Origin of the sequence: Pseudomonas sp. TH31 (genome assembly GCF_016650815.1) — a bacterium.
Taxonomy (GTDB): Bacteria; Pseudomonadota; Gammaproteobacteria; order Pseudomonadales; family Pseudomonadaceae; genus Aquipseudomonas.
Genome location: NZ_JAEKEZ010000010.1, coordinates 214,888 through 236,786, shown reverse-complemented (window position 1 = coordinate 236,786; position 21,899 = coordinate 214,888). Strand labels below are relative to the sequence as shown.

The 21,899-nt window shown below is 61.5% G+C and carries 19 protein-coding genes and 6 pseudogenes; 9 read left to right on the top strand and 16 right to left on the bottom strand.

The genetic code is table 11. The annotated features are described in order from the left end of the window. Window positions 1–50 precede the first annotated feature (50 nt). Window positions 51–302 (bottom strand): hypothetical protein, encoded by a 252-nt coding sequence (locus JFV26_RS34425; protein WP_342215438.1) that lies wholly within the window; start codon window positions 300–302, stop codon window positions 51–53. Here JFV26_RS34425 and JFV26_RS07735 point away from each other — a divergent pair. From JFV26_RS07735 to JFV26_RS07725, 3 genes and pseudogenes are all read left to right on the top strand, one after another. Then, on the top strand, window positions 189–662 hold the full coding sequence (locus JFV26_RS07735; protein ID WP_342215441.1) for a GNAT family N-acetyltransferase: 474 nt from the start codon (window positions 189–191) through the stop codon (window positions 660–662). The two genes, JFV26_RS34425 and JFV26_RS07735, sit on opposite strands and share 114 nt — an antisense overlap. 107 nt (window positions 663–769) lie before the next feature. Continuing rightward, window positions 770–2,181 (top strand): annotated as a pseudogene (locus tag JFV26_RS07730) (diaminobutyrate--2-oxoglutarate transaminase). 82 nt (window positions 2,182–2,263) lie between these two features. Continuing rightward, a complete protein-coding gene (locus JFV26_RS07725; protein WP_201191179.1) occupies window positions 2,264–2,491 on the top strand; it encodes an MbtH family protein in 228 nt (75 codons plus the stop codon). 146 nt (window positions 2,492–2,637) lie between these two features. Here the strand turns inward: JFV26_RS07725 and JFV26_RS07720 are convergent, their stop codons facing one another. The 8 genes and pseudogenes from JFV26_RS07720 to JFV26_RS34420 form a co-directional block, all read right to left on the bottom strand. Continuing rightward, window positions 2,638–3,618, bottom strand: coding sequence for a metal ABC transporter substrate-binding protein (locus tag JFV26_RS07720; RefSeq protein WP_201191177.1), 981 nt, complete (start codon window positions 3,616–3,618; stop codon window positions 2,638–2,640). Next, window positions 3,619–4,518 carry a metal ABC transporter permease gene (locus JFV26_RS07715; RefSeq protein WP_201191169.1) on the bottom strand — a complete coding sequence of 300 codons (900 nt, stop codon included), beginning with the start codon at window positions 4,516–4,518 and terminating at the stop codon, window positions 3,619–3,621. After that, window positions 4,518–5,276 (bottom strand): metal ABC transporter ATP-binding protein, encoded by a 759-nt coding sequence (locus JFV26_RS07710; protein WP_201191683.1) that lies wholly within the window; start codon window positions 5,274–5,276, stop codon window positions 4,518–4,520. Before JFV26_RS07710 ends, JFV26_RS07715 begins: the two co-directional genes overlap by 1 nt. Window positions 5,277–5,362: 86 nt before the next feature. Next, window positions 5,363–6,300: pseudogene (locus tag JFV26_RS07705) on the bottom strand (metal ABC transporter solute-binding protein, Zn/Mn family). Window positions 6,301–6,334: 34 nt separating this feature from the next. Next, window positions 6,335–6,910 (bottom strand): DUF6162 family protein, encoded by a 576-nt coding sequence (locus tag JFV26_RS07700; RefSeq protein WP_201191167.1) that lies wholly within the window; start codon window positions 6,908–6,910, stop codon window positions 6,335–6,337. 2 nt (window positions 6,911–6,912) lie between these two features. Beyond that, window positions 6,913–7,242: a hypothetical protein gene (locus JFV26_RS07695; RefSeq protein WP_201191165.1), complete on the bottom strand. Its 330-nt coding sequence runs from the start codon at window positions 7,240–7,242 to the stop codon at window positions 6,913–6,915. Continuing rightward, a pseudogene (locus JFV26_RS07690) lies at window positions 7,239–7,780 on the bottom strand (thiamine pyrophosphate-binding protein). Before JFV26_RS07690 ends, JFV26_RS07695 begins: the two are co-directional and overlap by 4 nt. Next, window positions 7,777–8,976, bottom strand: a pseudogene (locus JFV26_RS34420) (PepSY-associated TM helix domain-containing protein). The pseudogenes JFV26_RS07690 and JFV26_RS34420 overlap by 4 nt, the downstream one beginning before the upstream one ends. A 412-nt stretch (window positions 8,977–9,388) precedes the next feature. Here JFV26_RS34420 and leuC point away from each other — a divergent pair. Together leuC and leuD are read left to right on the top strand one after the other, a co-directional pair. Then, window positions 9,389–10,809: pseudogene (leuC, locus tag JFV26_RS07680) on the top strand (3-isopropylmalate dehydratase large subunit). After that, window positions 10,806–11,420 (top strand): 3-isopropylmalate dehydratase small subunit, encoded by a 615-nt coding sequence (gene leuD / locus JFV26_RS07675; protein WP_201191163.1) that lies wholly within the window; start codon window positions 10,806–10,808, stop codon window positions 11,418–11,420. Before leuC ends, leuD begins: the two are co-directional and overlap by 4 nt. A gap of 90 nt (window positions 11,421–11,510) precedes the next feature. Here the strand turns inward: leuD and JFV26_RS07670 are convergent, their stop codons facing one another. From JFV26_RS07670 to JFV26_RS07660, 3 genes are all read right to left on the bottom strand, one after another. After that, window positions 11,511–12,461: a LysR substrate-binding domain-containing protein gene (locus JFV26_RS07670; RefSeq protein WP_201191161.1), complete on the bottom strand. Its 951-nt coding sequence runs from the start codon at window positions 12,459–12,461 to the stop codon at window positions 11,511–11,513. Between the two features lie 122 nt (window positions 12,462–12,583). After that, entirely contained in the window at window positions 12,584–13,459 is an 876-nt protein-coding gene (locus JFV26_RS07665; protein WP_201191160.1) for an alpha/beta fold hydrolase, read from the bottom strand. 243 nt (window positions 13,460–13,702) lie between these two features. Next, entirely contained in the window at window positions 13,703–14,161 is a 459-nt protein-coding gene (locus tag JFV26_RS07660; RefSeq protein WP_201191158.1) for a VOC family protein, read from the bottom strand. Between the two features lie 327 nt (window positions 14,162–14,488). Here JFV26_RS07660 and JFV26_RS07655 point away from each other — a divergent pair, with 327 nt between their 5' ends. The 3 genes and pseudogenes from JFV26_RS07655 (at window position 14,489) to JFV26_RS07645 (ending at window position 17,223) form a co-directional block, all read left to right on the top strand. Further along, entirely contained in the window at window positions 14,489–15,703 is a 1,215-nt protein-coding gene (locus tag JFV26_RS07655; protein WP_201191156.1) for an SfnB family sulfur acquisition oxidoreductase, read from the top strand. Between the two features lie 2 nt (window positions 15,704–15,705). Next, a pseudogene (locus tag JFV26_RS07650) lies at window positions 15,706–16,370 on the top strand (methionine ABC transporter permease). A gap of 82 nt (window positions 16,371–16,452) precedes the next feature. After that, window positions 16,453–17,223, top strand: a complete 771-nt coding sequence (locus tag JFV26_RS07645; protein WP_201191155.1) for a MetQ/NlpA family ABC transporter substrate-binding protein — start codon at window positions 16,453–16,455, stop codon at window positions 17,221–17,223. A 122-nt stretch (window positions 17,224–17,345) separates the two neighbouring features. On the opposite strand, the gene soxR is transcribed toward JFV26_RS07645, so the two are convergent. Further along, window positions 17,346–17,813, bottom strand: a complete 468-nt coding sequence (gene soxR / locus JFV26_RS07640; RefSeq protein ID WP_201191153.1) for a redox-sensitive transcriptional activator SoxR — start codon at window positions 17,811–17,813, stop codon at window positions 17,346–17,348. 93 nt (window positions 17,814–17,906) lie between these two features. On the opposite strand from soxR, the gene JFV26_RS07635 reads away from it, so the two are divergent. Further along, the gene (locus JFV26_RS07635; protein WP_201191151.1) at window positions 17,907–18,278 is read left to right on the top strand and encodes an antibiotic biosynthesis monooxygenase; all 372 of its coding nucleotides are present in this window, start codon (window positions 17,907–17,909) and stop codon (window positions 18,276–18,278) included. Window positions 18,279–18,282: 4 nt separating this feature from the next. Here JFV26_RS07635 and JFV26_RS07630 read toward each other — a convergent pair whose 3' ends face one another. From JFV26_RS07630 to ssuD, 3 genes are all read right to left on the bottom strand, one after another. Further along, window positions 18,283–19,386: a sigma-54 interaction domain-containing protein gene (locus JFV26_RS07630; RefSeq protein WP_201191150.1), complete on the bottom strand. Its 1,104-nt coding sequence runs from the start codon at window positions 19,384–19,386 to the stop codon at window positions 18,283–18,285. 25 nt (window positions 19,387–19,411) lie between these two features. Further along, window positions 19,412–20,599: an acyl-CoA dehydrogenase family protein gene (locus JFV26_RS07625; RefSeq protein ID WP_201191148.1), complete on the bottom strand. Its 1,188-nt coding sequence runs from the start codon at window positions 20,597–20,599 to the stop codon at window positions 19,412–19,414. 153 nt (window positions 20,600–20,752) lie between these two features. Further along, entirely contained in the window at window positions 20,753–21,898 is a 1,146-nt protein-coding gene (ssuD, locus tag JFV26_RS07620; protein WP_201191146.1) for an FMNH2-dependent alkanesulfonate monooxygenase, read from the bottom strand. Between the last annotated feature and the right edge of the window lies 1 nt (window position 21,899).

Sequence of the window (21,899 nt, the reverse complement as noted above, 5' to 3'; positions counted from 1 at the left end):
TCAACAGATCGCAGCCTTCGGCAGCGCCTACATGGGAGCTGCGTCGTACACTAAATGTAACCTCTCTCCATTGGCATTCCTGCCCGTGCCAGCGCTATCGTCCCCCGCAGCTTTGACTCAATGGATTGAGGTAACAGCGCCATGGATGCCCCCTGCACATCTGTAAGGCAACGCCTGCCGACGCCGGCATTATCAGCCGGATCGTCGAACGCTCGATTCGGGTCGGTTGCGCGCTCGATCACCGCAACGACGCGAAAATCGTCGCCGCCTGGACCCACAACAAAACCGCCGAACACGTTCACACCTGGCTCACCGACCAGCGCTTGTACCTGAACATTGCCTTGCTTCAGGACAAACCAGTCGGCGTCGCCATGGCAGCGCTCAGCGGCCAGGTCGCTTTCTGCTACGTGCAACCGGAATGGTTTCGACGCGGCGCCGGGCAGGCCCTGATTCACAACCTGGAAGCCTGGTTGCTTGATCAGGGCCTGCACCAGGCGCGACTCAACAGCACCCGCACCAGCGAAGCCTTTTATCGGCACCTGGGTTATCGCCCCAGCGCCGAAACCTTCAGCGTGGCGGGGCTACAAGCCATTCCGATGCACAAGGCACTGACGCCACCATCATGGAAAGCTGATCGCGGGTCTAAATCCTCAAGGCCTTGATGCGTTTCCAGAACAGGAAAACCTGCAAGTGCGCCCCGTGACCGGAACGCGCACCTGTCCGGTGTGCAGTTTTGGTCACTATCAACAGCGTATTGAGGGGTCGAAAGATGTCAGTCGCTACCAGCCTTATCGAAGATCAGCCGGCCCGGGTCACCCCGGCGCCTGCCGAGACGCTTTACCAGTTCAACGAATCGCCATTGCTGGTCCGGCAGAGCCAGCAGGAATCGAATGCCCGCAGCTACCCGCGACGGATTCCCCTGGCGCTCAAGCGTGCCAAGGGCATTTATGTCGAAGATGTCGAGGGCCGCCGTTTTATCGATTGCCTGGCCGGCGCCGGGACGCTCGCGCTGGGGCATAACCACCCGGTGGTGATTGAAGCGATCCAGCAAGTGCTGACCGATGAGTTGCCGCTGCACACTCTCGACCTGACGACGCCGGTCAAGGATCAATTCGTCCAGGACCTGTTTGGCCTGCTTCCACCGGCCCTGGCCGCTGAAGCGAAAATCCAGTTCTGTGGCCCCACCGGTACCGACGCCGTGGAAGCGGCGTTGAAACTGGTGCGTACCGCCACCGGGCGCAGCACCGTGTTGTCGTTCCAGGGCGGTTACCACGGCATGAGTCAGGGCGCGCTGAGCCTGATGGGCAGCCTGGGGCCGAAAAACCGTTGGGCGCCTTGCTCAGCAATGGCGTGCAGTTCATGCCGTACCCTTACGACTACCGCTGCCCGTTCGGACTCGGCGGTGCGCAAGGGGTTCAGGTCAACCTCAATTACCTGGACAACCTGCTCAAGGACCCCGAGGCAGGCGTGCAATTGCCGGCGGCGGTGATTGTCGAAGTGGTGCAGGGCGAGGGCGGGGTGATCCCGGCGGATCTCGACCGGCTGCGCGGCTTGCGGCGTATTACCGAGCAGGCTGGGGTGGCGCTGATCGTTGATGAAATCCAGAGCGGTTTTGCCCGCACCGGCAAGATGTTCGCCTTTGAACATGCCGGGATCATTCCGGACGTGGTGGTGCTGTCCAAGGCCATCGGCGGCAGCCTGCCGTTGGCGGTGGTGGTGTATCGCGACTGGCTCGACACCTGGTTGCCGGGTGCTCACGCCGGGACCTTTCGTGGCAATCAGATGGCCATGGCCGCCGGTTCGGCGGTAATGCGCTACCTGGTTGAAAACGATGTCTGTGCGCACGCTGCGGCCATGGGCGAACGCTTGAGCGAACACCTGAAAATCCTGCAGCGGGATTTCCCGCAGTTGGGTGACATTCGGGGTCGCGGCTTGATGCTCGGCGTCGAATTGGTCGACCCGAGCGGCGCGCCGGACGTGCAAGGTCATCCACCGGCGTTCGGTTGCCTGGCACCGCTGGTTCAGCGTGAATGCCTCAAGCGCGGTTTGATCCTCGAGCTGGGCGGCCGCCATGGCGCGGTGGTGCGTTTCCTGCCGCCGTTGGTGATCACCGCCGCTGAAATCGACCAGGTCGCGGAGATTTTCAGCCGGGCGTTGGCGGCTGCTACTGCCAGCCTCTAAATTTTTCAGCGACTCGAACGTTCCTTCTACATACCGGCTGCACCCGCGGTGCAGCCCACCCCTATAGCGATGGAGACATAGCATGACGTCAGTATTCGACCGCGAGGACATCCTCTTTCAGGTCGTGGTCAACCACGAAGAGCAATACTCAATCTGGCCCGACTACAAAGCCGTACCGCAAGGCTGGCGCACCGTGGGCAAGAGCGGGCTGAAGAAGGAATGCCTGGCCTACATCGAAGAGACCTGGACCGACATGCGTCCGCTGAGCTTGCGGCAGAAGATGGAAGAACAGGCGGCTGTGGCTCAGTAAGTCACCGTGTAATAAGAAGCCCGTTGAGCCGGTAAGGTCAACGGGCTTTTTGTTGGCGTTGAACATCAAAAGATCGCAGCCTGCGGCAGCTCCTACGCCGACCGCATTCCCCTGTAGGAGCTGCCGAAGGCTGCGATCTTTTGATCTTAGGCCGAAGGCCCGCCGCTCAACCCCTTGATCAGCAAATCCACATTCCCCTCCAATTCGGCCACCGGATCTTCTGCATCGGTACTCAACACCACCAACCGACTCCCAGCCTCGGTAATCACCGCTTTCAACGCCTCCGATGGCTGACGATGATGCAACACCACCGCCACATCATTGGCCTTGAGCGTCGCGCCCAAATGCTTCAGTGCTTGCGGCGTCCACTCGGCATCCGGCCGTGCATCGAGGCCGACCAGTTCCAGGTTGAGCCCACCGATCAGGTAGCCGAAGTGATCACTCAGGCTCATCACCGTGAGATTGTCGGCGCTGGCCAGCCGCGCTTCGCTGTCGGCGCTGAGCTTGAGCAGACGTTGCTTGAGTGCCGCCAGGTTCGCTTCGATCTTCGGCTTGGCCTCAGGCGCCAGGCGCACCAGGTCCGCGGCCATTACGTCCGCCATGCGCCCCATGTTGTTGCTCGCCAGCCAGGGCTGACTGTTCAAGCCGTCGACCTTGTTGCCCGGCTGCACGGCGATGCCGGGCAGGGCGCCGTCCACCGGGCGGGCGGCGTCGATTTCAATGATGCGGATGTTGCCGCGGCGGGCATTCGGGTACAGCGGATCGTCCGGCCACAGTGAGCGCAAGCCGATGACCGCATCGGCGTCGGTCGCCAGCGTGCCCAGTTCTGCTGCGCCACGGCCGGTGAAGTAGGCGGCCTGCCGGGAGCCGGGCAGGTTGGCCGGCGCGGCGCGCGCAATGGCAACATCGGTGCCTTGCAGCAGCACCGAGCCCAGGCCATAAGTCACCGGCAGCGACGCGAGCACCAGGACTTTGTGCGCCGATGAAGAGGCGAAGAGCGGCGTATTGCCGACACCGTGATTGGCCACCAGGCGCATCGGTTCGAAGTTGTCGTCCGCGAACGCGTGAGGTACGGCCAGCCCGCACAGGGCTATGGCGAGGGTCAATTGACGCAGAGAAGAAGACATTTATCCGAGATTCCCTTTCAGACTGGGGACAACGCCACGCGCAATGGCGGACAGGGCGAAAGCAATACCGGCGACCAGGATGATCGCGGCGCCGGACGGGATCGGCAGGTCGAAGACAATCGGCGCAAGGATGCCGCACAGCGTGCTGACCGTGGCGATCAACACCGAACACCAGAAGAATCCCTTCAGCGACTGGCTGAGCAACCGCGCGGCCGCTGCCGGAATCACCAGCAGCGCACCGACCAGAATCGCGCCGATGACTTTCACCGCCGCGACGGTTATCAGCGTCACCAGAATCACGAACAGGTAATCCAGGGTCTTCACCGCCACACCACGCACCGCCGCCAGTTGCGGGTTGAAACTGGCGAGCATGATGCGGTTGTACAGCGGCAGGGCCAGGGCCATGACCAGCGAACCGACAATCGCCAGCACCAACAGGTCGTTACCGTTGACCGTCAGTACCGAACCGAACAGCACGTTCTCCAGAATATGCACGTTGATCTTGCCCGCCAGAATCAACAGCAGGCTGGCGCCCAAGGCCAACGACACGGAGAGGAACACCCCAATCAGCGTATCGGGCGTCAGGCCGGTACGGTTGCGCAGGTAATTGAGCAGGATGCCGAACAGCAGGCAGTAGCCGAACAGGCTGCCATAAGGCCCGGTATAAGGTTCGCCGAGCAGGATGCCGATGGCCACGCCGGTCAGCGCTGCGTGACCCACCGCTTCGGAGAAAAACGCGAAGCGCTTGACCACCACCAGCGTGCCTAACCCGCCCAGCACCGGGCCGATCAAAAGGCCGGCGATTAGCGCGTTAACCACAAAACCATAGGCCAGCGCCTCCGGCAAATAACCCGAAGAGGCCCAGCCCTGGACCATCAAACGAAAGGCTTCATAACTCATCAGGCAGCGCTCCGTGGATGGGGCGAGAACAGGGTCAGCAGGCGCTCCGGTGTCAGTGCCTGTTTCGGCGTGGCATCGAACAGAACCCGGCGGTTAAGCCCGGTGACCCGATCGGCCAAGCGTGCCACCGCTTCCAGATCATGCTCGATCCACAGCACGGTGATGCCGCTTTGGCGCCAGTCACCCAGCAGTCGCTCGAACACCTGAATCCCGGCTTCATCCAGCGCCGACATCGGTTCGTCGAGCACCAGCAGGTTCGGTGCCGGGATCAGGCCCTGGGCCAGCAACACCCGCTGGCGCTCACCGCCAGACAGCGCGCCCATGCGGCGCTTGCGTTTGTCCTGCATGCCGACCCGCTCCAGCGCTTCGCCAATCGCCGCCGCGTAGTGCTTGCTCAAACCGAGAAACGCCGGGCGCCGCTGACACATGGCGGCCATGAAGTCATCGACGGTCATCGGCAAGCCACGGTCGAATTCAAGCGCTTGCGGGACGTAGCCGATGGTTCCCGGATTACCCGGCCATTGCAGGCTCAAACGACCCTGATGCGGCATCTGTCCGAGCAAGGTCTTGATCAGCGAACTCTTGCCGCCGCCGTTCGGGCCGACCAGCGCATGCACGCTGCCGGGCTGGACCTGGAAGGTCACCTTGTCGAGGATCGTCGTACGCCCCAGCGTCAGGCTAACCTCCGCGAAATCCAGAGTCGGCCCCGAAACCTGTGGGAGCGGGCTTGCTCGCGAAAGCGGTTCATCATTCAACATTGATGTGGACTGACCCACCGCCTTCGCGAGCAAGCCCGCTCCCACAGGGGATTCGGGGTTGGTCGAACTGATGGTTTCTTTAGCCGTCATGAACCGGACTCCTGAATCGCCCGCACCACCGTGTTGAGGTTGCCGGTCATTTCTTTTTCGTACTTGTCGGCGGTGTATTCGCCGTAGGAGATGTGCGACAGCGGGTACAGCTTCACCCCGGATTCACGCTGAATGGTCTCGACGTAGGTGGACGGGAAATCCATCTCCGAGAAGATCACCTTCACGTCCAGCTCGCGCAGTTGATCGATGGTTTTTTCAACTGGCTCGGGCTCGGTTCGATGCCGTGGGCCGGTTCGACGACGGCGGTCACTTCCAGGCCAAATTCGCGCAGCAGGTAGTCGTAGGCCGCGTGGACCGTAGCCACCCGCAGTTCGGCGTTGGGTGCCTGAGTCAGTTTGGCCAGGGCCTCGGCGCGCATCTGCCGCAGGCGTTTACCGTAGGCGCGAGCGTTCCGGGTGTAGGTCTTGGCGTTGTCCGGGTCGAGCTTGCCCAGTTCCCGGGCGATGTTGTTAACCTGGGCAATCGAGGCGCTGATCGACAGGAAGGTGTGCGGGTTGACGACCTTGCCGGCGCCGCGCGCGGCGGTCCCGGTGGCGGCCAGCAGCGGCACGTTTTCGTTGGCCTCGATCACCGGGATGTTCGGTTTTTCGCCGGCAGCGATCATGCGATCGGCGAAGTCGTCATGGCCGACGCCGTTGAGCACGATCACATCCAGCCCGCTGATGCGCTTGATATCTTCGGCGCGTGGCTCATAAGCGTGGGGGTTGAACCCGGCCGGGATCAGCGGCACCACGTCGGCCTTGTCACCGACGATATTGGCCACGTAGCTGTAATAGGGGTGCAGGGTGATGCCGATGCGCAGGCGCTTGGCCTGATCGGCGCAGGTCAGTGGTGTCAGCAGCAGGGCAAACAGCCCGACAAGCAGCCCGACAAGCAGCCCGCGCAGTAAAGAACGTTGAGATGAACTAGGCATGAGGAAGCGGTCTTCTTTCGGCTGAAGTCGAGGGTTAGTCCCGGTGCTGGCGGGTCACGCCGGCATCGAATTGCGCGACGATCTGCTGCCAGCCGGCGCTTTCGAGCGCGGCGTCGGTGAGGTCGGCCGGGGCTTTGATGCCGTTGGCGCGGTTGAGCCAGATGTCTGGCGCCGCGTCATCAGCCGCGATCAAGCGCATCAAAAACGAACCGGCCACGCTCGGCGTCTGGCTCTGGCCGAAGTAGGACTTGGCCTCAAGCAACTGCCAGACATGGCCGCCGCGGCTGACCGAACTGGCGTCTTGCGCAAACGGTGCAAAGCCTTCATCGGCCAGGGCTTCAGGGCCAGGCAGTACCTGTTGTTCCTGTCGCAGCAACTGAATCTCGTCCAGGGTCACCCGCAGATCGGCGTAGATGCCTTGTTCGGAAGCACTCAAGTCGCGGCGGGCATCCAGTTGATGGCTGCCGACATTGCTCGCTACGTGGGACTCGTGGCGCCAGGCGACCATCGAGCCCGCAACCGCGAGGATCACCAGGCACAACAGCAGCACATAAAGGGTTTCATGACCGGCACCGGCCGGGCGGACGATGTGGGTGGTGGGCGTACTCATGTTCAGGGCGCCTCGATGTCGGCTTGGTCGATCTCGACCACATGGCCGGGACCTGCGTCGAACAGCACATAAAATTCAGCGGCGGGTTTCTTGAAGGTCAGGGTCGAGTCGGCCCCGAGCTTGCCCGGCAACAAAATGGTCTCGTCGTAGCCGATCACATCCAGCGTCACCCCCGGCGCGCTGCTGCCGTCGGAAAAGCCGCCGGTGCATTTGATCTGCTCGGCGTCGATGGCTTTGCATTCGCACATTGGATTGTGGGCCAGGGCGCTGGCGCTGAAACCGGCGCAGAGCACCAGTAACGCGGCGCGCAGAGGGCGAAAAGCGTTGCTCATGGTTTGCCTCCTTGTTTGTTCAGCCAAGCGATGGTGGCCGGGGATGCCTGGCTGAGCGGGATAGCGGCCTGGTGCATGGCGCCGTCCCAGCCTTCCATGGTGATCCACAGCTCGGCGTCGGCCTGGGTTTTTCCGGCACCGGCAACGAAACACCCATGCGGTACGGTGTGCCGAAGAAAATCACCCCGGCGGCGCGCAGGCTGCGGGGTTTGCCGATGCGCAGGTAAGTCGCCTTGACCTGTTCGATACAGGCGTCACACAGGGCGGCGTTGAAGCTTTTCACGTGGCCGGTCGCGCCATCCCGACGCGGCGCTTCATCGCGCAACTCGGCCAGGCGCAGGCTCCAGGGACCGACCTGGATCTCGCCGATTTCGTGTTCGCCCAGCCCCGTGTCACCGCGGATCAATGCAGCGTTGGTGAAGTATTTGGGCATGAACCCCAACGGGATCAGCAGCAACAGAAGGTTCAGGTGGAAACGCCATTTGTGCCAAAACACGTTCAGGCGTGAGGGCTGGGGGGCGGCAGTGGTTTTGCTCACAGGTTAGCCTCCGACGTCTCGCGGCTCATACTCGGTTGCGCCGTGGCAGTGCGCTGTTTCTTGCTGCTGCGCTTGAGCGCATTGGCGGTGGCCAGGGCGGTGCGCTTGGTCCAGATCAGCAAGCCGCTGAGGACCATCATGCTCAGCACCAGGCCGAAGAAGAACCAGATCAGCTTGATCCACAAGCCGCCGAAATCCCCGGTGTGCAGCGGCCGCATGGATTCGGTGACGAACTCCAGCGCGGTCCGGTTCGAGAGCAGTCGCGACGCAGCGATTTCGCCGTTGTACGGGTTGATGGTCGCGGTCTGGTACATCAGCGGATACCAGCCACGGCCACCGATATCCAGGTGGCTGTAGGCGTTGCCCGGCAGGCTGATAAAACTGGCTTCCAGCCCGGGATTTTCTGCATGGCGATTTCTATCGCCCGATCCAGCGGGATCTGCGGTGCCGGCGAACCATCCGGCGACAACGGCACGGCTTCACGGGCCATGGCCGGAATGATCGGTTCGCTGGAGATGGAAATCTGGTTGTCGAACAGCAGGGCTTCAATCAGAAACCAGGTGCCGGTGACGGAAATGACCGCGATGAACCAGATCGACCAGATGCCGCTGAGTCGGTGAAAGTCGCCCCAGAAAATCCGCGCACCGTGACGAAAACGCAGGGTCGGCTTGAAGAAGCCTTTCCAGAATTTTTGTAGACCACCAGCCCGGTAATCAGTGAAACCAGCAGCGGCAAGCCAAGGAACGACACCAGGTACCAGCCCCAACTGAAACCGTTGGTAAATGGCACCAGCCACCAGCCATGCAAGGCGCGAGTGAACGCCTTGAAGTTGAACGTTGGCGCGACACCCTGGATCACCCCGGTGTAAGGGTTGACGTAGACCGTCACCGAGCGTCCGTCGGGGTAGTTGACGTCCACGTCGAGGGCGAAATGCGACTCGTCGGGGCGGTTGATGGCTGAGACGAGGGTCTGGGGTTCGGCTTTTTCATGGCCGTGAGGATCTGGTCGTAGCTGAGTCGCCGGGCATCGTCAGAAGGCGGGCTGGCGCGCATTTGTGGGTTGGCGAGCCAGACAATCTCCTGGCTGACGACGGCCAGGGTGCCGGTCACGCAGACGATCAAGACGAAAAACCAGATTGGCAACGCCAGCCAGCTGTGGACCAGAAACCAGAGTTTGGAACGGGATTTCTTCGACATGATTGAAGGTCTTGTATCGATGAGAGGGCCGTGCTGCGGGCTTCGTAGCGTGGTGACCCGTGAAAGCCCGGCCGTGGCTTTTGCCTACGCGACCTGACTGCATCTATATAGGACGGATGAGCAGGGAAAATCCCGAAGGCGCAGATGAAAGAAAATGTTTCGCGTTCCCGTCGGGAGTCTGGATGACCATTGAAAAGATCGCAGCCTTCGGCAGCTCCTACATGGACCGTGTTCGTCGCAATATTGCGGATGGACATCGATCCTGCCGAAGGCTGCGATCTTTTGATCCAGCTCCTGATCCAACACGATCCATGTTCCAAGCCATCACTCCCAGCCCATTGATGCCCACACCCCGCTCCTTAAGATGGAACCCAGACGCCTGCGGCGTACCGTCCCCCGAGCGAGCACTTCCATGACCCGATCCAGAACCCTCTACGACAAACACATCGATGCCCACACGGTGTGCCGTCTCGATGACCAGGGCCATGTCCTGTTGTATATCGATCGCCAGGTCATCAACGAATACACCAGCCCTCAAGCCTTCAGCGGTCTGCGCGAGGCCAAACGCGAGGTCTGGCGCCCTGAAACCGCGTTGGCCGTGGTCGATCACGTCAACCCCACCGCCCCGGTGCGCATCGCCGCGATGCCGGATGCCGGCGGTGCACGGCAGGTATCGTACCTGGCGGAAAACTGCCGGGACTTCGGCATCGAGCTGCTCGACATCCTCGACAAGCGCCAGGGCATCGAACACGTGATCGCCCCGGAACAGGGCTTCATCCTGCCGGGCATGGTGATCGCCGCGGGCGACAGTCACACCACCACGTACGGGGCTCTTGGGGCCTTCGGTTTCGGCATCGGCACGTCTGAGATCGAACACCTGCTGGCGTCGCAAACCCTGGTCTACAAACGCCTGAAAAGCATGCGCGTGACCGTGAACGGGGAGCTGGCAAGCGGGCTGACCTCCAAGGACGTGATCATGGCGCTGATCGGCCAGATCGGCGCATCGGGCGCCACCGGGTACGCCATCGAATTTCGCGGTTCGACCATCGATGCCTTAAGCGTCGAAGCGCGCATGACCATCTGCAACATGGCGGTAGAGGCCGGTGCCCGCGGAGCCTTCATGGCGCCGGACGAAAAAGTCTTCGCCTACCTCAAGGACAAACCCGGGCGCCCAAAGGTGAAGTGTGGGATCGCGCGGTAGAGAAGTGGCGCACCTTGCACACGGATGTGGGCGCACAATTCGACCGGGAAGTTACGCTGGATGTCAGCGCCCTGGAACCGATGGTCACCTGGGGCACCAGCCCGGACCAGGCCTCGCCCATCGGCGCGCGGGTCCCGGACCCGCAAACCGTCAGCGACCTGATCCTGCGCCAGGACATGCGCCGCGCCCTGAACTACATGGGCCTGGAGGCCGGCATGCCGCTGAGCGAGATCGTCATTAGCCATGCTTTTATCGGTTCCTGCACCAACGCCCGCATCGAAGACCTGCGCGATGCCGCCAGCGTGGTGCGCGGCAAACACGTCGCCAGCCATGTGCGGGCGATGATCGTGCCAGGCTCAACGCAGGTGCGCGATCAAGCGGAAGCCGAAGGCCTGGCGGCGATCTTTATCGAGGCCGGATTTGAATGGCGCCAGTCCGGCTGCTCGATGTGCCTGGCGATGAACGACGATGTGCTGGCCCCAGGTGATCGCTGCGCTTCCAGCACCAACCGCAATTTCGAAGGCCGCCAGGGCGCCGGTGCCCGCACCCACCTGATGAGCCCGGCGATGGTCGCTGCGGCTGCCATCACCGGGCGCCTGACCGACATTCGCCACTTTGGAGACCGCGCATGAGCCTGCAACCCTTCACCCAAGTCAGCGGCAAGGCCGCGCCGATGCTGGCGGCCAACATCGACACCGACGTGATCATGCCCAAGCAATTCCTCAAGGGCATCGACCGTGCCGGGCTGGATCGCGGGTTATTTTTCGATTTGCGGTTTATGCCGGACGGCTCGCTCAATCCCGAGTTCGTGCTGAACCAACCGGCGTGGCAAGGCGCGAGCTTCATGGTGGTCGGGCCGAATTTTGGCTGCGGGTCGAGCCGGGAACATGCGGTGTGGGGTTTGAAACAAATGGGCGTTCGGGCGTTGATCGGGAGCAGTTTCGCCGGGATCTTTTATGACAATTGCCAACGCAACGGGGTGTTGTTGATCACGCTGGAAGAGGCGGTGTTGCAGCTGCTTGGGCAAGTTGTCAGCCAACCCGAAAGTGCTCAGGTCAGCGTTGATCTGCAAGCGCAGCAAATTCGTCTGAACGATGGTCAAGTCATCCCGTTCGAGATCGACACGTTACGCAAAACCGCCTTGCTGCTCGGGTTGGATGCCATCGGCAGCACCCTTCAGCGCCGCGAACAGATCAAAGCCTTCGAACGCGAGCATCTAGCTGCCAATCCCTGGTTGTCCTGAGGAAAAGATCGCAGCCTTCGGCAGCGCCTACAGGTGTACACAAAACCCTGTAGGAGCTGGCGAAGCCTGCGATCTTTTGATCTTGATCGTCTAAACCGACAACCCCTTGAAATGCTCCTGCAAAAACTCCACACACGCCCTTAACTTCCCGGAATACGCCAACCGCGTCGGATACACCGCCCAGACATTCGCACTCTGGGTGTATTCCGCCAGCACCTGCGCCAACCGCCCTTGCTCCAGCAACGGTTTCACATCCCACAATGAACGCAGCAACACCCCGCGCCCATCCAGTGCCCACTGCAAGACAATCTCGCCGTTATTGGATGACAACGGCCCGCTGACCCGCACGCTTTCCTGAACCCCGTCGCGTTCCAGGTTCCAGATGCCGAACGCGTTGTCGCGCTCCTTGATCACCAGGCAATGATGTTGTTCCAGATCCGTCAGCGTCTGCGGCATACCGTGGCGTTGCAAGTAATCGGGCGCCGCGCACAGCACCCGCCGATTACTCACCAGCCGTCGACCGATGTGCTGGCCGGGAATGTCATCGCCGACGCGGATCTCCAGATCAAAGCCTTCGCTGACGATGTCCACCACCCGATCAAACAGGTCCAGGCGAATCTCCAGCTCCGGGTAGCGCTCGGCCAGCAGCGATACGGCCGGCGCCACATGGTTACGGCCAAATCCGAAACTGCTGCATAAATGCAGACGCCCGCGAGGGCTGTCATGGGCGTCGCAGAGTTCGTCGTGCAGTTGCTGGAAGTCATCCAGGATGCGCAAGGCCCAGCGCTGCACGCGCTCGCCATCCTCGGTCAGCGCAATGCGCCGACTGGTGCGATGCAACAGGCGAGTGCCGAGGGTGGTCTCGAGAATCTGGATGCGCTTGCTGACATAGGCGGGGGAGAGGCCCAGCTCATCGGCAGCCGCGGCGAAACCGCTTTTGCGGATGACGGTGAGTAAAACTCGCAAGTCTTCGGGTAGGGGCCCGGTGTCTTTCTTGATGGTCATGACAGAACGAGCACTGGCGGCATGAGCCGCCAGCATAGCATCGGAGGGAGGGCTTTCTATTCAGCGCAAAGTTTGGCAGCGACCGGGGCATGACGATCCCGCGCGGGCCGGTGACGGCCCGCGGCGAGCGGTGGATTCAGGTCAGTAAGGCGCGCCTCTCAGCGCAGGAAACCCAGGACTTCGGCGAGCAGCAGCTCGGGGGCTTCTTCGGCGATGTAATGGCCGGCGGGCAGCGCTTTGCCACGCACGTCCGTGGCCACGAGTTGCCACTCCTTGAGCGGCTCGAAGCAGCGGCCGACCGTGCCTTCGGCACCCCACAACACCAGCAGGGGAAGATTCAGCTGATGGCCGGCGTCGATGTCGGCGCGGTCGTGGTCCAGGTCGATGCTGGCGCTGGCGCGGTAGTCCTCGCAGATCCCCCGCGCGGTGCCGGGCAGTTTCAGGCAACGCAGGTATTCGCCGAACGCCTCGGCGGTGAACGGCTTGAGCCCGGCGCTGCGGCTGCCCATCACGCTGCGCAGGTAGGCTTCGGGATCGGCCTCGATCAGGGTTTCCGGCAACGGTGTCGGGCGGATCAGGAAGAACCAGTGCCAGTAGGCGCGGGCAAAAGCTTCGTTGGTTTGCGCGTACATCGACAAGGTCGGGGCGATGTCCAGCAACACCATGCGTTGCACGGCATCCGGATGATCCAGCGCCAGGCGATGGGCGACCCGGGCGCCACGGTCGTGGGCCAGCACCGAGAACCGGTCGAAACCCAGGGACTGCATCAGCGCCACACCGTCCCTGGCCATTTCGCGTTTGGAGTAGTGGGTGTGCTGATCGCTGGCCGGCGGTTTCGCACTGTCGCCGTAACCGCGCAAGTCGGCGGCAACCACGGTGAAATGTGCGGCCAGTTGTTCGGCGATTTTGTGCCAGATGACGTGAGTCTGCGGGTGACCGTGCAACAGCAGCAGGCCCGGCCCGGTGCCGCCGATGCGGTAGGCGATGTTCACGCCGTTGACGTGGCGCTGGTCTTTCAGGAATCCGGCGAACATGGGGAGTGACTCCTTGTTGTAGTTGCCTGCATCCTGAAATTGTTGGTGCGTTAGGGCAAGGCGCAAAGCGTGGGGCGTTTGTTCATGAAGTGTGTTTGAGGAATATGCGCTGTCTGGAATGCCGCCTTCGCGAGCAAGCCCGCTCCCACAGTAGATCGGCTGTGTACACAAAATATGTGATCCACACCGATCCCCTGTGGGAGCGGGCTTGCTCGCGAAGAGGCCCGGTCAGGCACTGAAGACTCAACCCTGACTAAACATCTCCTTCGCCCGCTGCTCAATCTGCTCCTGAGTCAGGTCTTCCTTGCGCGTTGCCAGGAACCACAAATGCCCATAGGGATCCTTCAAGGTCCCCGAGCGGTCGCCATAAAACTGATCCTTGACCTCGGACACCACCGTGCCACCGGCAGCAATTGCCTTGGCATAGGACTTGTCGACATCGGTCACATACAGGTGCAACCCCACGGACGGTGATTTGTCCGGGTTGCTCAACGGCCCCTGATCACATGGCGTGCCGAGCATGATCGGGCAGTCGCCGATGCGCAGTTCGGCGTGGCCGATACCGCCGTCGGGCATGGACAGGCGCATGACTTCAATGGCGCCAAAGGCTTTTTTATAGAACTCGATGGCTTCAGCTGCTTTCTGAATGCCCAAGTACGGGGTGATGCTGTGATAACCCTCTGGAATGGGTTTGACGCTCATGACGGTTCTCCCTGTTTTTTGTTATAGGACAAAGGTATTCCGAGCGAACAAATATAGTAGGAGCTGCCGAAGGCTGCGATCTTTTGATCTTGCCCTTGATCTTTCCAATGACGAAGCCGCCGAAGATCAAGATCAAAAGATCGCAGCCTTCGGCAGCGCCTACAGGTATTGGGCGCAAAAACGCCACTGTTCAGCCATCAACAGTGAAGCAGCAGTTTGCTCGGGTTTGCCACCAGAAAACCCGGTAAACCCCAGGAAACATTGGCTGATACAGTCGGCACAGAAGCTGCAATGACCTCTTCAAAACACTGTTGTCGAGAGTCTTGCATGCCTGAATCTGCCGTTTATCCGATCAATCCACCGTCCGCCCATCGGATCGCCGACGAAACCGAAGCCCTGCGCGTCGCCGAACGCGTGGCCGCCGTTTTGTTGGAACAAGACGCCGAGCGCGACCGCAGTCGCCAGGTGCCGTCCGAGATCGTCGACCTGTATTCCAACAGTGGTCTGTGGGGCATCAGCGTGCCTCGGGAGTTCGGCGGCGCGCAGGTGTCCTACGCGGTGCTGGCGCAGGTGATCGCGATCATCTCGGCGGCCGATCCCTCTCTCGGGCAGATCCCGCAGAACCACTATTGCCTGCTCGAAGACATTCGCCTGCAAGGTACGCCCGAGCAGCAAGCGCATTTCTTCGACCTGGCGCTGCAAGGTCATCGGTTCGCCAATGCACTGTCGGAAACCGGCGGCAAGAACGTACAGGACATCCAGGCAACCATTCGCCCGTTCGGCGATGGGCACGTAATCAACGGGCGCAAGGGGTACTGCACCGGTTCGCTCTACGCCCATTGGCTGGCGGTGCTGGCGCTGGATGAAGAGCAGAAGGGCCAGTTGTCGTTCGTCGAGCGCGGCACAACCGGGCTGGTGATCGTCGACGATTGGGACAGCATCGGCCAGCGCACCACGTCCAGCGGCACGGTGCTGGCCGAGGATCTGCACGTCTCGGCGTTCAATGTGTTCCCGACGTATCGCTCCTACGAAAGTCCGACCTTGGCCGGCCCCTTTGCGCAACTGACCACTGCCGCCATCGACGCCGGCATCGCCCGCGCGGCGCTGCGTGACACCATCGCTTTCGTCCAGCAATTCGCCCGGCCATGGATCGATGCGGGAGTGGAAAAGGCCAGCGAAGACCCGCTGACCATTATTCAGGTCGGTGGCCTGGAGATTCGCCTGGACGCCGCCGAAGCCTTGCTCGAACGGGCCGGTTGGGCGCTGGACGCGGCACGTCCGGCACCCGATGAAGACAACGTCGTCCGCGCCTCGTTGGCCGTCGCCAAGGCCAAAGTGCTGACCACCGAAATTGCGATTGAGGCCAGCAACAAACTCTTCGAGCTCGGCGGCACCCGTTCGACCCTGAAGAAGCACAACTTCGACCGTCACTGGCGCAACGCTCGGGTCCACACCCTGCACGACCCGGTGCGCTGGAAGTACCACGTGGTCGGCAACTGGCTGCTCAACGGTGTGAAGCCGCCGCGCCACGATTGGTCCTGACCATGGCCGAGTTACTGAAACATATCTATTGGGCGGACATCGCCCAGGCCTGCCTCGACACCCTGAGCATGCTCGGTGCTGCCCTCGGTTTTACCGTGTTGCTGGGGCTGCCGCTGGGGGTGGTGCTGTTCCTCACCGGCAAGCGCCAGTTGCATGAAGCCGTCGGGGTTTACCGGGTGTTGTCGGTGATCGTGAACATGCTGCGTTCGCTGCCATTCATCATTTTGCTGATCGTGCTGATTCCCCTGACCACGCTGCTGGTCGGTACCTCGCTCGGGGTGCCGGGGACCATTCCGCCGCTGGTGGTCGGTTGCACGCCGTTCTTCGCACGCCTGGTGGAAACCGCGTTGCGCGAGGTTGATCGCGGGGTGGTGGAAGCGACTCAGGCGATGGGCGGAACCACCTGGCAAATCATCCGCCACACCTTGTTGCCCGAAGCCCGGGCGGGTTGCTGGCGGCGGTCACGGTGACCGCGATTGTGCTGGTGGATTACACGGCGATGGCCGGGGTGATCGGTGGCGGAGGGCTGGGTGACCTGGCGATCCGCTACGGCTATCAGCGGTTTCAGACGGATGTGATGGTGGTCACTGTGGTGTTGCTGCTGATTCTGGTGCAGGCCCTGCAAATGACCGGTGACCGGTTGGTGGCGCGCTACAGCCGACGCTAAACATTCGATTCCATTTTATTCAAAAACAATCAGGCCCCACGTCCGCCCCACGACGGCCATTCAATCTGCCTTGGAGCACACCATGAAAAAGACCCTGGCCATTCTGGCTACTGTCCTGTCGTTCAGCGTTCACGCCAACGAAAAACTCATTGTCGGCGCCACCCCGGTGCCGCACGCGGAAATCCTCGAATTCGTCAAGCCGACCCTGGCCAAGGAAGGCGTGGACCTGGAGATCAAGGTCTTTACTGACTTTATCCAGCCCAACCAGCAACTGGCGCTGAAAAACCTCGACGCCAACTATTACCAATACCGGCCGTTCCTCGATGATTACAACAAAACCCGCCACACCGACCTGGTGCCGGTGGTCGGCGTGCACATCGAACCGTTCGGTGCTTACTCGACCAAGATCAAAAATATCGCCGAGTTGAAGGATGGCGCCACGGTGTCGATCCCCAATGACCCGGTGAACACGGGGCGCGCACTGGTGCTGCTGCACGAAGCCGGGCTGATCAAACTCAAGGACCCGAGCAACACCCTGGCCACTCAGCGCGACATTATCGACAACCCCAGGCACCTGAAGATTCGTGAACTGGAAGGCGCATTGCTGGCCCGTTCGGTGAGCCAGGTGGACCTGGCGTTTGTTTTTGCCAACTACGCCCTGGAAGCGGGGATCGACACCAACAGCGCGTTGATCGTCGAGAAGGGCAAGAGCCTGTACATCGAGTTCCTGGTCGCCCGGCCGGACAATATCAACGATCCGCGTATCCAGAAACTGGCCAAGGCGCTGAACTCCGAAGAGGTCCGGCAGTTCATTTTGACCCGCTACAAAGGGCAGATTGCGCCGGGGTTCTAATAACTGCTTGGCCTTAAGGACGCCATCGCGGGCAAGCCTTGCTCCTACGGATTTTGTCGTTCGTGACAGTGCGAACTCCACCAGACCTGTAGGAGCAAGGCTTGCCCGCGAAGGCCGCACCACTATTCTGGATCTGGCCCCGATTCGAGGAGCTGCGCCCCCGTCCCTCGCTCCCCGAGCACATCGCCAAAATTGCGCAACGGGCACGCTTGCATCGACAAACACCCACACCCGATGCAGCCATTCAACCGGTCCCGCATCAGGGTCAACTGCTTGATCCGCTGATCCAGGTCCTGGCTCCACTGCGCCGACATCACTTTCCAGTCCGCCGCCGTCGGTGCGCGGTTGTCCGGCAAGGCCTTCAGCGCTTCGCCAATCTCCGCCAGCGCAATCCCCAGCCGCTGCGCGATCTTGATCAATGCCACCCGACGCAACACTTCCCGCGGATAACGGCGCTGGTTGCCCTGATTGCGATGGCTCTTGATCAAGCCCTTGGTTTCATAGAAGTGCAGGGCGGTCACGGCCACGCCGCTGCGGGCGGCCACCTCGCCGACGGTGAGTTCTTTGTGCAGGTTCTGCGCGGTGATCATTGGAAAAAGCCCTTGACCTCTAGTTAACTTGAGGTTTTACCCTGCAAGCCTTCGGATCGCAAGGTCCGGTTAACCGGTGAGTGGGGAGTCTTTATGCCGACGTCAGAGAAAAACCGCAGTTTCACCCAATTGATCGAATTCGAGATCGAACCGCATCAGCAACCGGCACTGGTGTCGGCGCTGTCTGCCCAGACCGAGCGCCTGGCCCAGGGTTCCAGCGGGTTTCTGAGTGCGAGCATCCAGGCCAGCGATGACGGCCGGCGGGTGCTCAATTACCTGCAATGGCAATCCCGCGAGGCCGGGGAAGCCGCGTTCCAGCACTTTGAAAGCGGCGAACAGGATTTCTGGCAACTGATCCGCGCCCACAAGGCGAAAGCCGTAACGTTCGGCTCCTTCCAGGTGCTGCACAGCCTGGAGCGCAGTCACGGCAACGCGTTGCACTGCAATCTGGTGCATTCAAGGTAAGCGCCTAGATCGACAACTGCATCAAGCGCTCGCCTTGCACGTTTTCCGTCGGGCGGCGTTTGTTCACTGCCAGTTCGCCGATCTTGATCAACCGCGTGCGGGTCACGTTGCGGCTCAACCCCAGCAACGCGGCGGTGTGCACCTGGTTGTAATGGCTGAAGCGGTAAGCCGCGCGCAACAACGCGTCTTCGACTTTTTCGTGCAGCGCCCCGGCCTGTTCCTCGAAGAGCTTTTGAAAGGCCCGATCGAGCAAGGCTTCCGGCGAATCGTCGACGTTGCCGTGGTAGTCGTCCTGTCGCTCGATGCGCATGTTCGACAGGCGCAAGTCATCGCGTTCGATCACGCCGTTACGGCAGATCAGCAGGGTGTGGTGAATGACGTTTTCCAGTTCGCGGATGTTGCCCGGCCAACTGTAGCTGCGCAGTTTCAGTTCGGCTTCTTTGCTGATGGTGATCGTGCCATAGCCCAGGCGCTGGCTGTAGGCTTCGACGAAGTGTCGGGTCAGCGGCAAGATGTCGCCGGGGCGGTCGCGCAATGGGCTTAGTTCGAGGCTGACCACGTCGAGGCGGTAATACAAATCCTCGCGAAAATGCCCGGCGTTGATGGCTTTCTCCAGTTGCACATTGGTCGCCGCCAGCACCCGCACGTCAATAGGAATGCTTTTGCGCGAGCCGAGGCGCACCACTTCACGCTCCTGCAACACCCGCAGTAACTTGACCTGAATCGCCATCGGCAAATCACCGATTTCATCAAGGAACAAGGTGCCGCCATCCGCCTCTTCAAACCACCCGGCCTTGGCACTCAGGGCGCCGGTGAAGGCGCCTTTTTCATGGCCGAACAGCTCGGCTTCCACCAGAGACTCGGAAAACGCGCCGCAGTTCACCGCCACGAACGGCCGATTACGCCGGGCGCTGAGGTTGTGGATGTGCCGCGCCACCAACTCCTTGCCGGTGCCGGTTTCACCGATGATCAGCACGCTGGCTTCACTCGGTGCGACCTGTTGCAAATGCGCGAGCAAGGCCTGGGATTTCGGGTCCTCGAAGACCTGCGCGGTGGCGCGGATCGACGTGGCGAGGGCGGGCGAGGGCGGTAGGGTCAGCAGTTGCATGGCAGCAGGCTCCATGAAGAGAAGGCTATGAATAGAAAGTTGGAATCGGCAGGGACTGGTTCAACGCCCAATCACCCAGTTCATGGAGTTTGTAATCCACCGGGTCGTGCAGGGTTTGCGTGCGCAGGTTGCGCCAGTGACGGTCCAGTCGCAGCGAGGCGTGGGTCGAACGCGCACCGGTCACTTCAAACAAGCGGCTACAGAGTTCCAGGCCATTACGGGTGGCGGCGACCTTGGCCGTGGCAATCGCTGTCGCCAGATGGCCACGCTCTTCGGCGCTGAGATTCGGGCCTTTGGCCCAGGCCTTGTCGAGCAGTTCGGCGGCGCGTTCCACCAGCAATCGAACGCCTTCGAGAGCGACCCAGAATTCGCCGTAATGGCTGAGCACGTAGGGATCTTCACGCACGTCCTGGGCGCTGGACTTATGCCAGGGCCGGGTTTCGGTGAGGGTGTATTGCCGCGCTTCTTCGAAGGCGCCTTCGGCAATGCCGAGGAACATGTGGGTGAACGTCAGCTGGGCAATCAATGGCCGCAGGCAGGCGAACGGTGTGCTCAACGGACCGGGATCGAGCAGCAGTTCCGATTCCTCGACCCGCACCCGTTCGAACGTCGCGCTGCCGCTGTCGGTCTGGCGCTGGCCCATGTTGTTCCAGTCGTTGTGCAAGGTGATGCCGCTGCGACCGCTGGGAATTGCGGCGATCAACAGCTTGCCGCCAGCGCTTTCATCGACCGCCGAGGCGATCAGCATTTGTGAATCGCTGGCGCCGGAGCAGAAACTTTTCTTGCCGGAGAATTCGCGCCAGCCGCCGAGGTTCTTCACCACGGTACGAGTGTCCAACGGGTTGAGGGCGTTGCCCCAGAACCAGTTCTTGCGTGCAGTCTGCTCGAACCATGGCTGCCACTGCTCGGGTTTGGCGAACAGGCGCACGGTGGCGAGCATCAGGTGATGGAAACCGAAGACATGGGCAATTGAACTGTCGACCTTGGCGAACTCGCGCACGATGGTCAGGGTGTCACTCCAGCTCGCGCCGAGGCCGCCGTACTGGGTGGGAATGCTTAAGGCGAGCAGACCGCTGTGGCGCAAGGCGTCACGTTCAGCCTTGGGCGTACCGCCGCGTTCGTCGCGCTCGACGGCGGTCAGGGCAAACTCGGCCGCCAACTGGCGAGCGGTGTGCAAAGGGGATAGCAGGGCACTTTGTGGTTTGGCCGTCACGCGGGGGTCCTTTATGTCAATCGGATCCCTTGTAGGAGCTGCCGAGTGAAACGAGGCTGCGATCTTTTGATCTTGATTGTGAAAATCAAAAGATCGCAGCCTCGTTTCACTCGGCAGCTCCTACAGGGGCGGAATCAGATCCGGCTCCTGGGGTCAGGCCGTGGCTTTAGTGGGCAGCACATCATTGGCAATCATTTCGCCAAACGGTCCGGTGAGGTTGGTGACGCCCCGGCCAGCGAGGCTCGCATACGGTTCCGGTAGCAGCGGGAACACCAGTTCGGCGAAGCGATATGCCTCTTCAAGATGCGGATAACCGGAGAAAATAAAGCTCTCGATCCCCAGGTCCGCGTACTCCTTGATCCGCGCCGCCACTTGCTGCGGATCACCCACCAGTGCAGTCCCGGCACCGCCGCGCACCAGGCCGACACCGGCCCACAGGTTGGGCGAGATTTCCAGGTTGTCACGACGCCCGTCATGCAAAGCGGCCATGCGTCGCTGACCTTCGGAATCAAAACGCGAGAACGACTTCTGTGCGGCGGCGATGGTCTCGTCGCTGATGTGTTCAATCAGTTTGTCGGCAGCTTTCCAGGCCTCTTCGGCGGTCTCGCGAACGATCACGTGCAAGCGAATCCCAAACTTCACCGTGCGTCCGTTGCGTGCAGCACGTTGACGCACATCGGCGAGTTTTTCCGCCACGGCGGCCGGTGGCTCGCCCCAGGTCAGGTACACATCGACCTGTTCGGCAGCGAGTTCATGGGCCGCTTCGGAAGAACCGCCGAAGTACAGCGGCGGATAGGGTTTCTGCACCGGCGGATACAACGCCTTGGCGTTCTGTACCTGCAGGTGTTTGCCTTCGAAGTCGACGGATTCGCCTTGCAGCACCCGGCGCCAGATCTGCAGGAATTCATCGGTGACTTCGTAGCGCTCGCTGTGGTCGAGGAAGATCCCGTCGCCACGGTTTTCATCCGGGTCGCCGCCAGTCACCACGTTGATCAGCAACCGGCCGTTGGACAGACGATCCAGTGTGGCGGCCATGCGCGCCGAGACCGTCGGCGAAATAATCCCCGGACGAATCGCCACCAGGTACTTCAGTCGTTCGGTCAACGGCACCAGCGCCGAGGCGATCACCCACGAGTCTTCGCAGGAGCGCCCGGTGGGAATCAGTACACCGTGGTAACCAAGGCTGTCAGCGGCTTGCGCCACTTGTTTCAGATAGTTGAGCGTCACCGGACGGGCGCCCTGGGTGGTGCCCAGGTAATGGCCGTCGCCGTGGGTCGGCAGGAACCAGAAAACATCCATG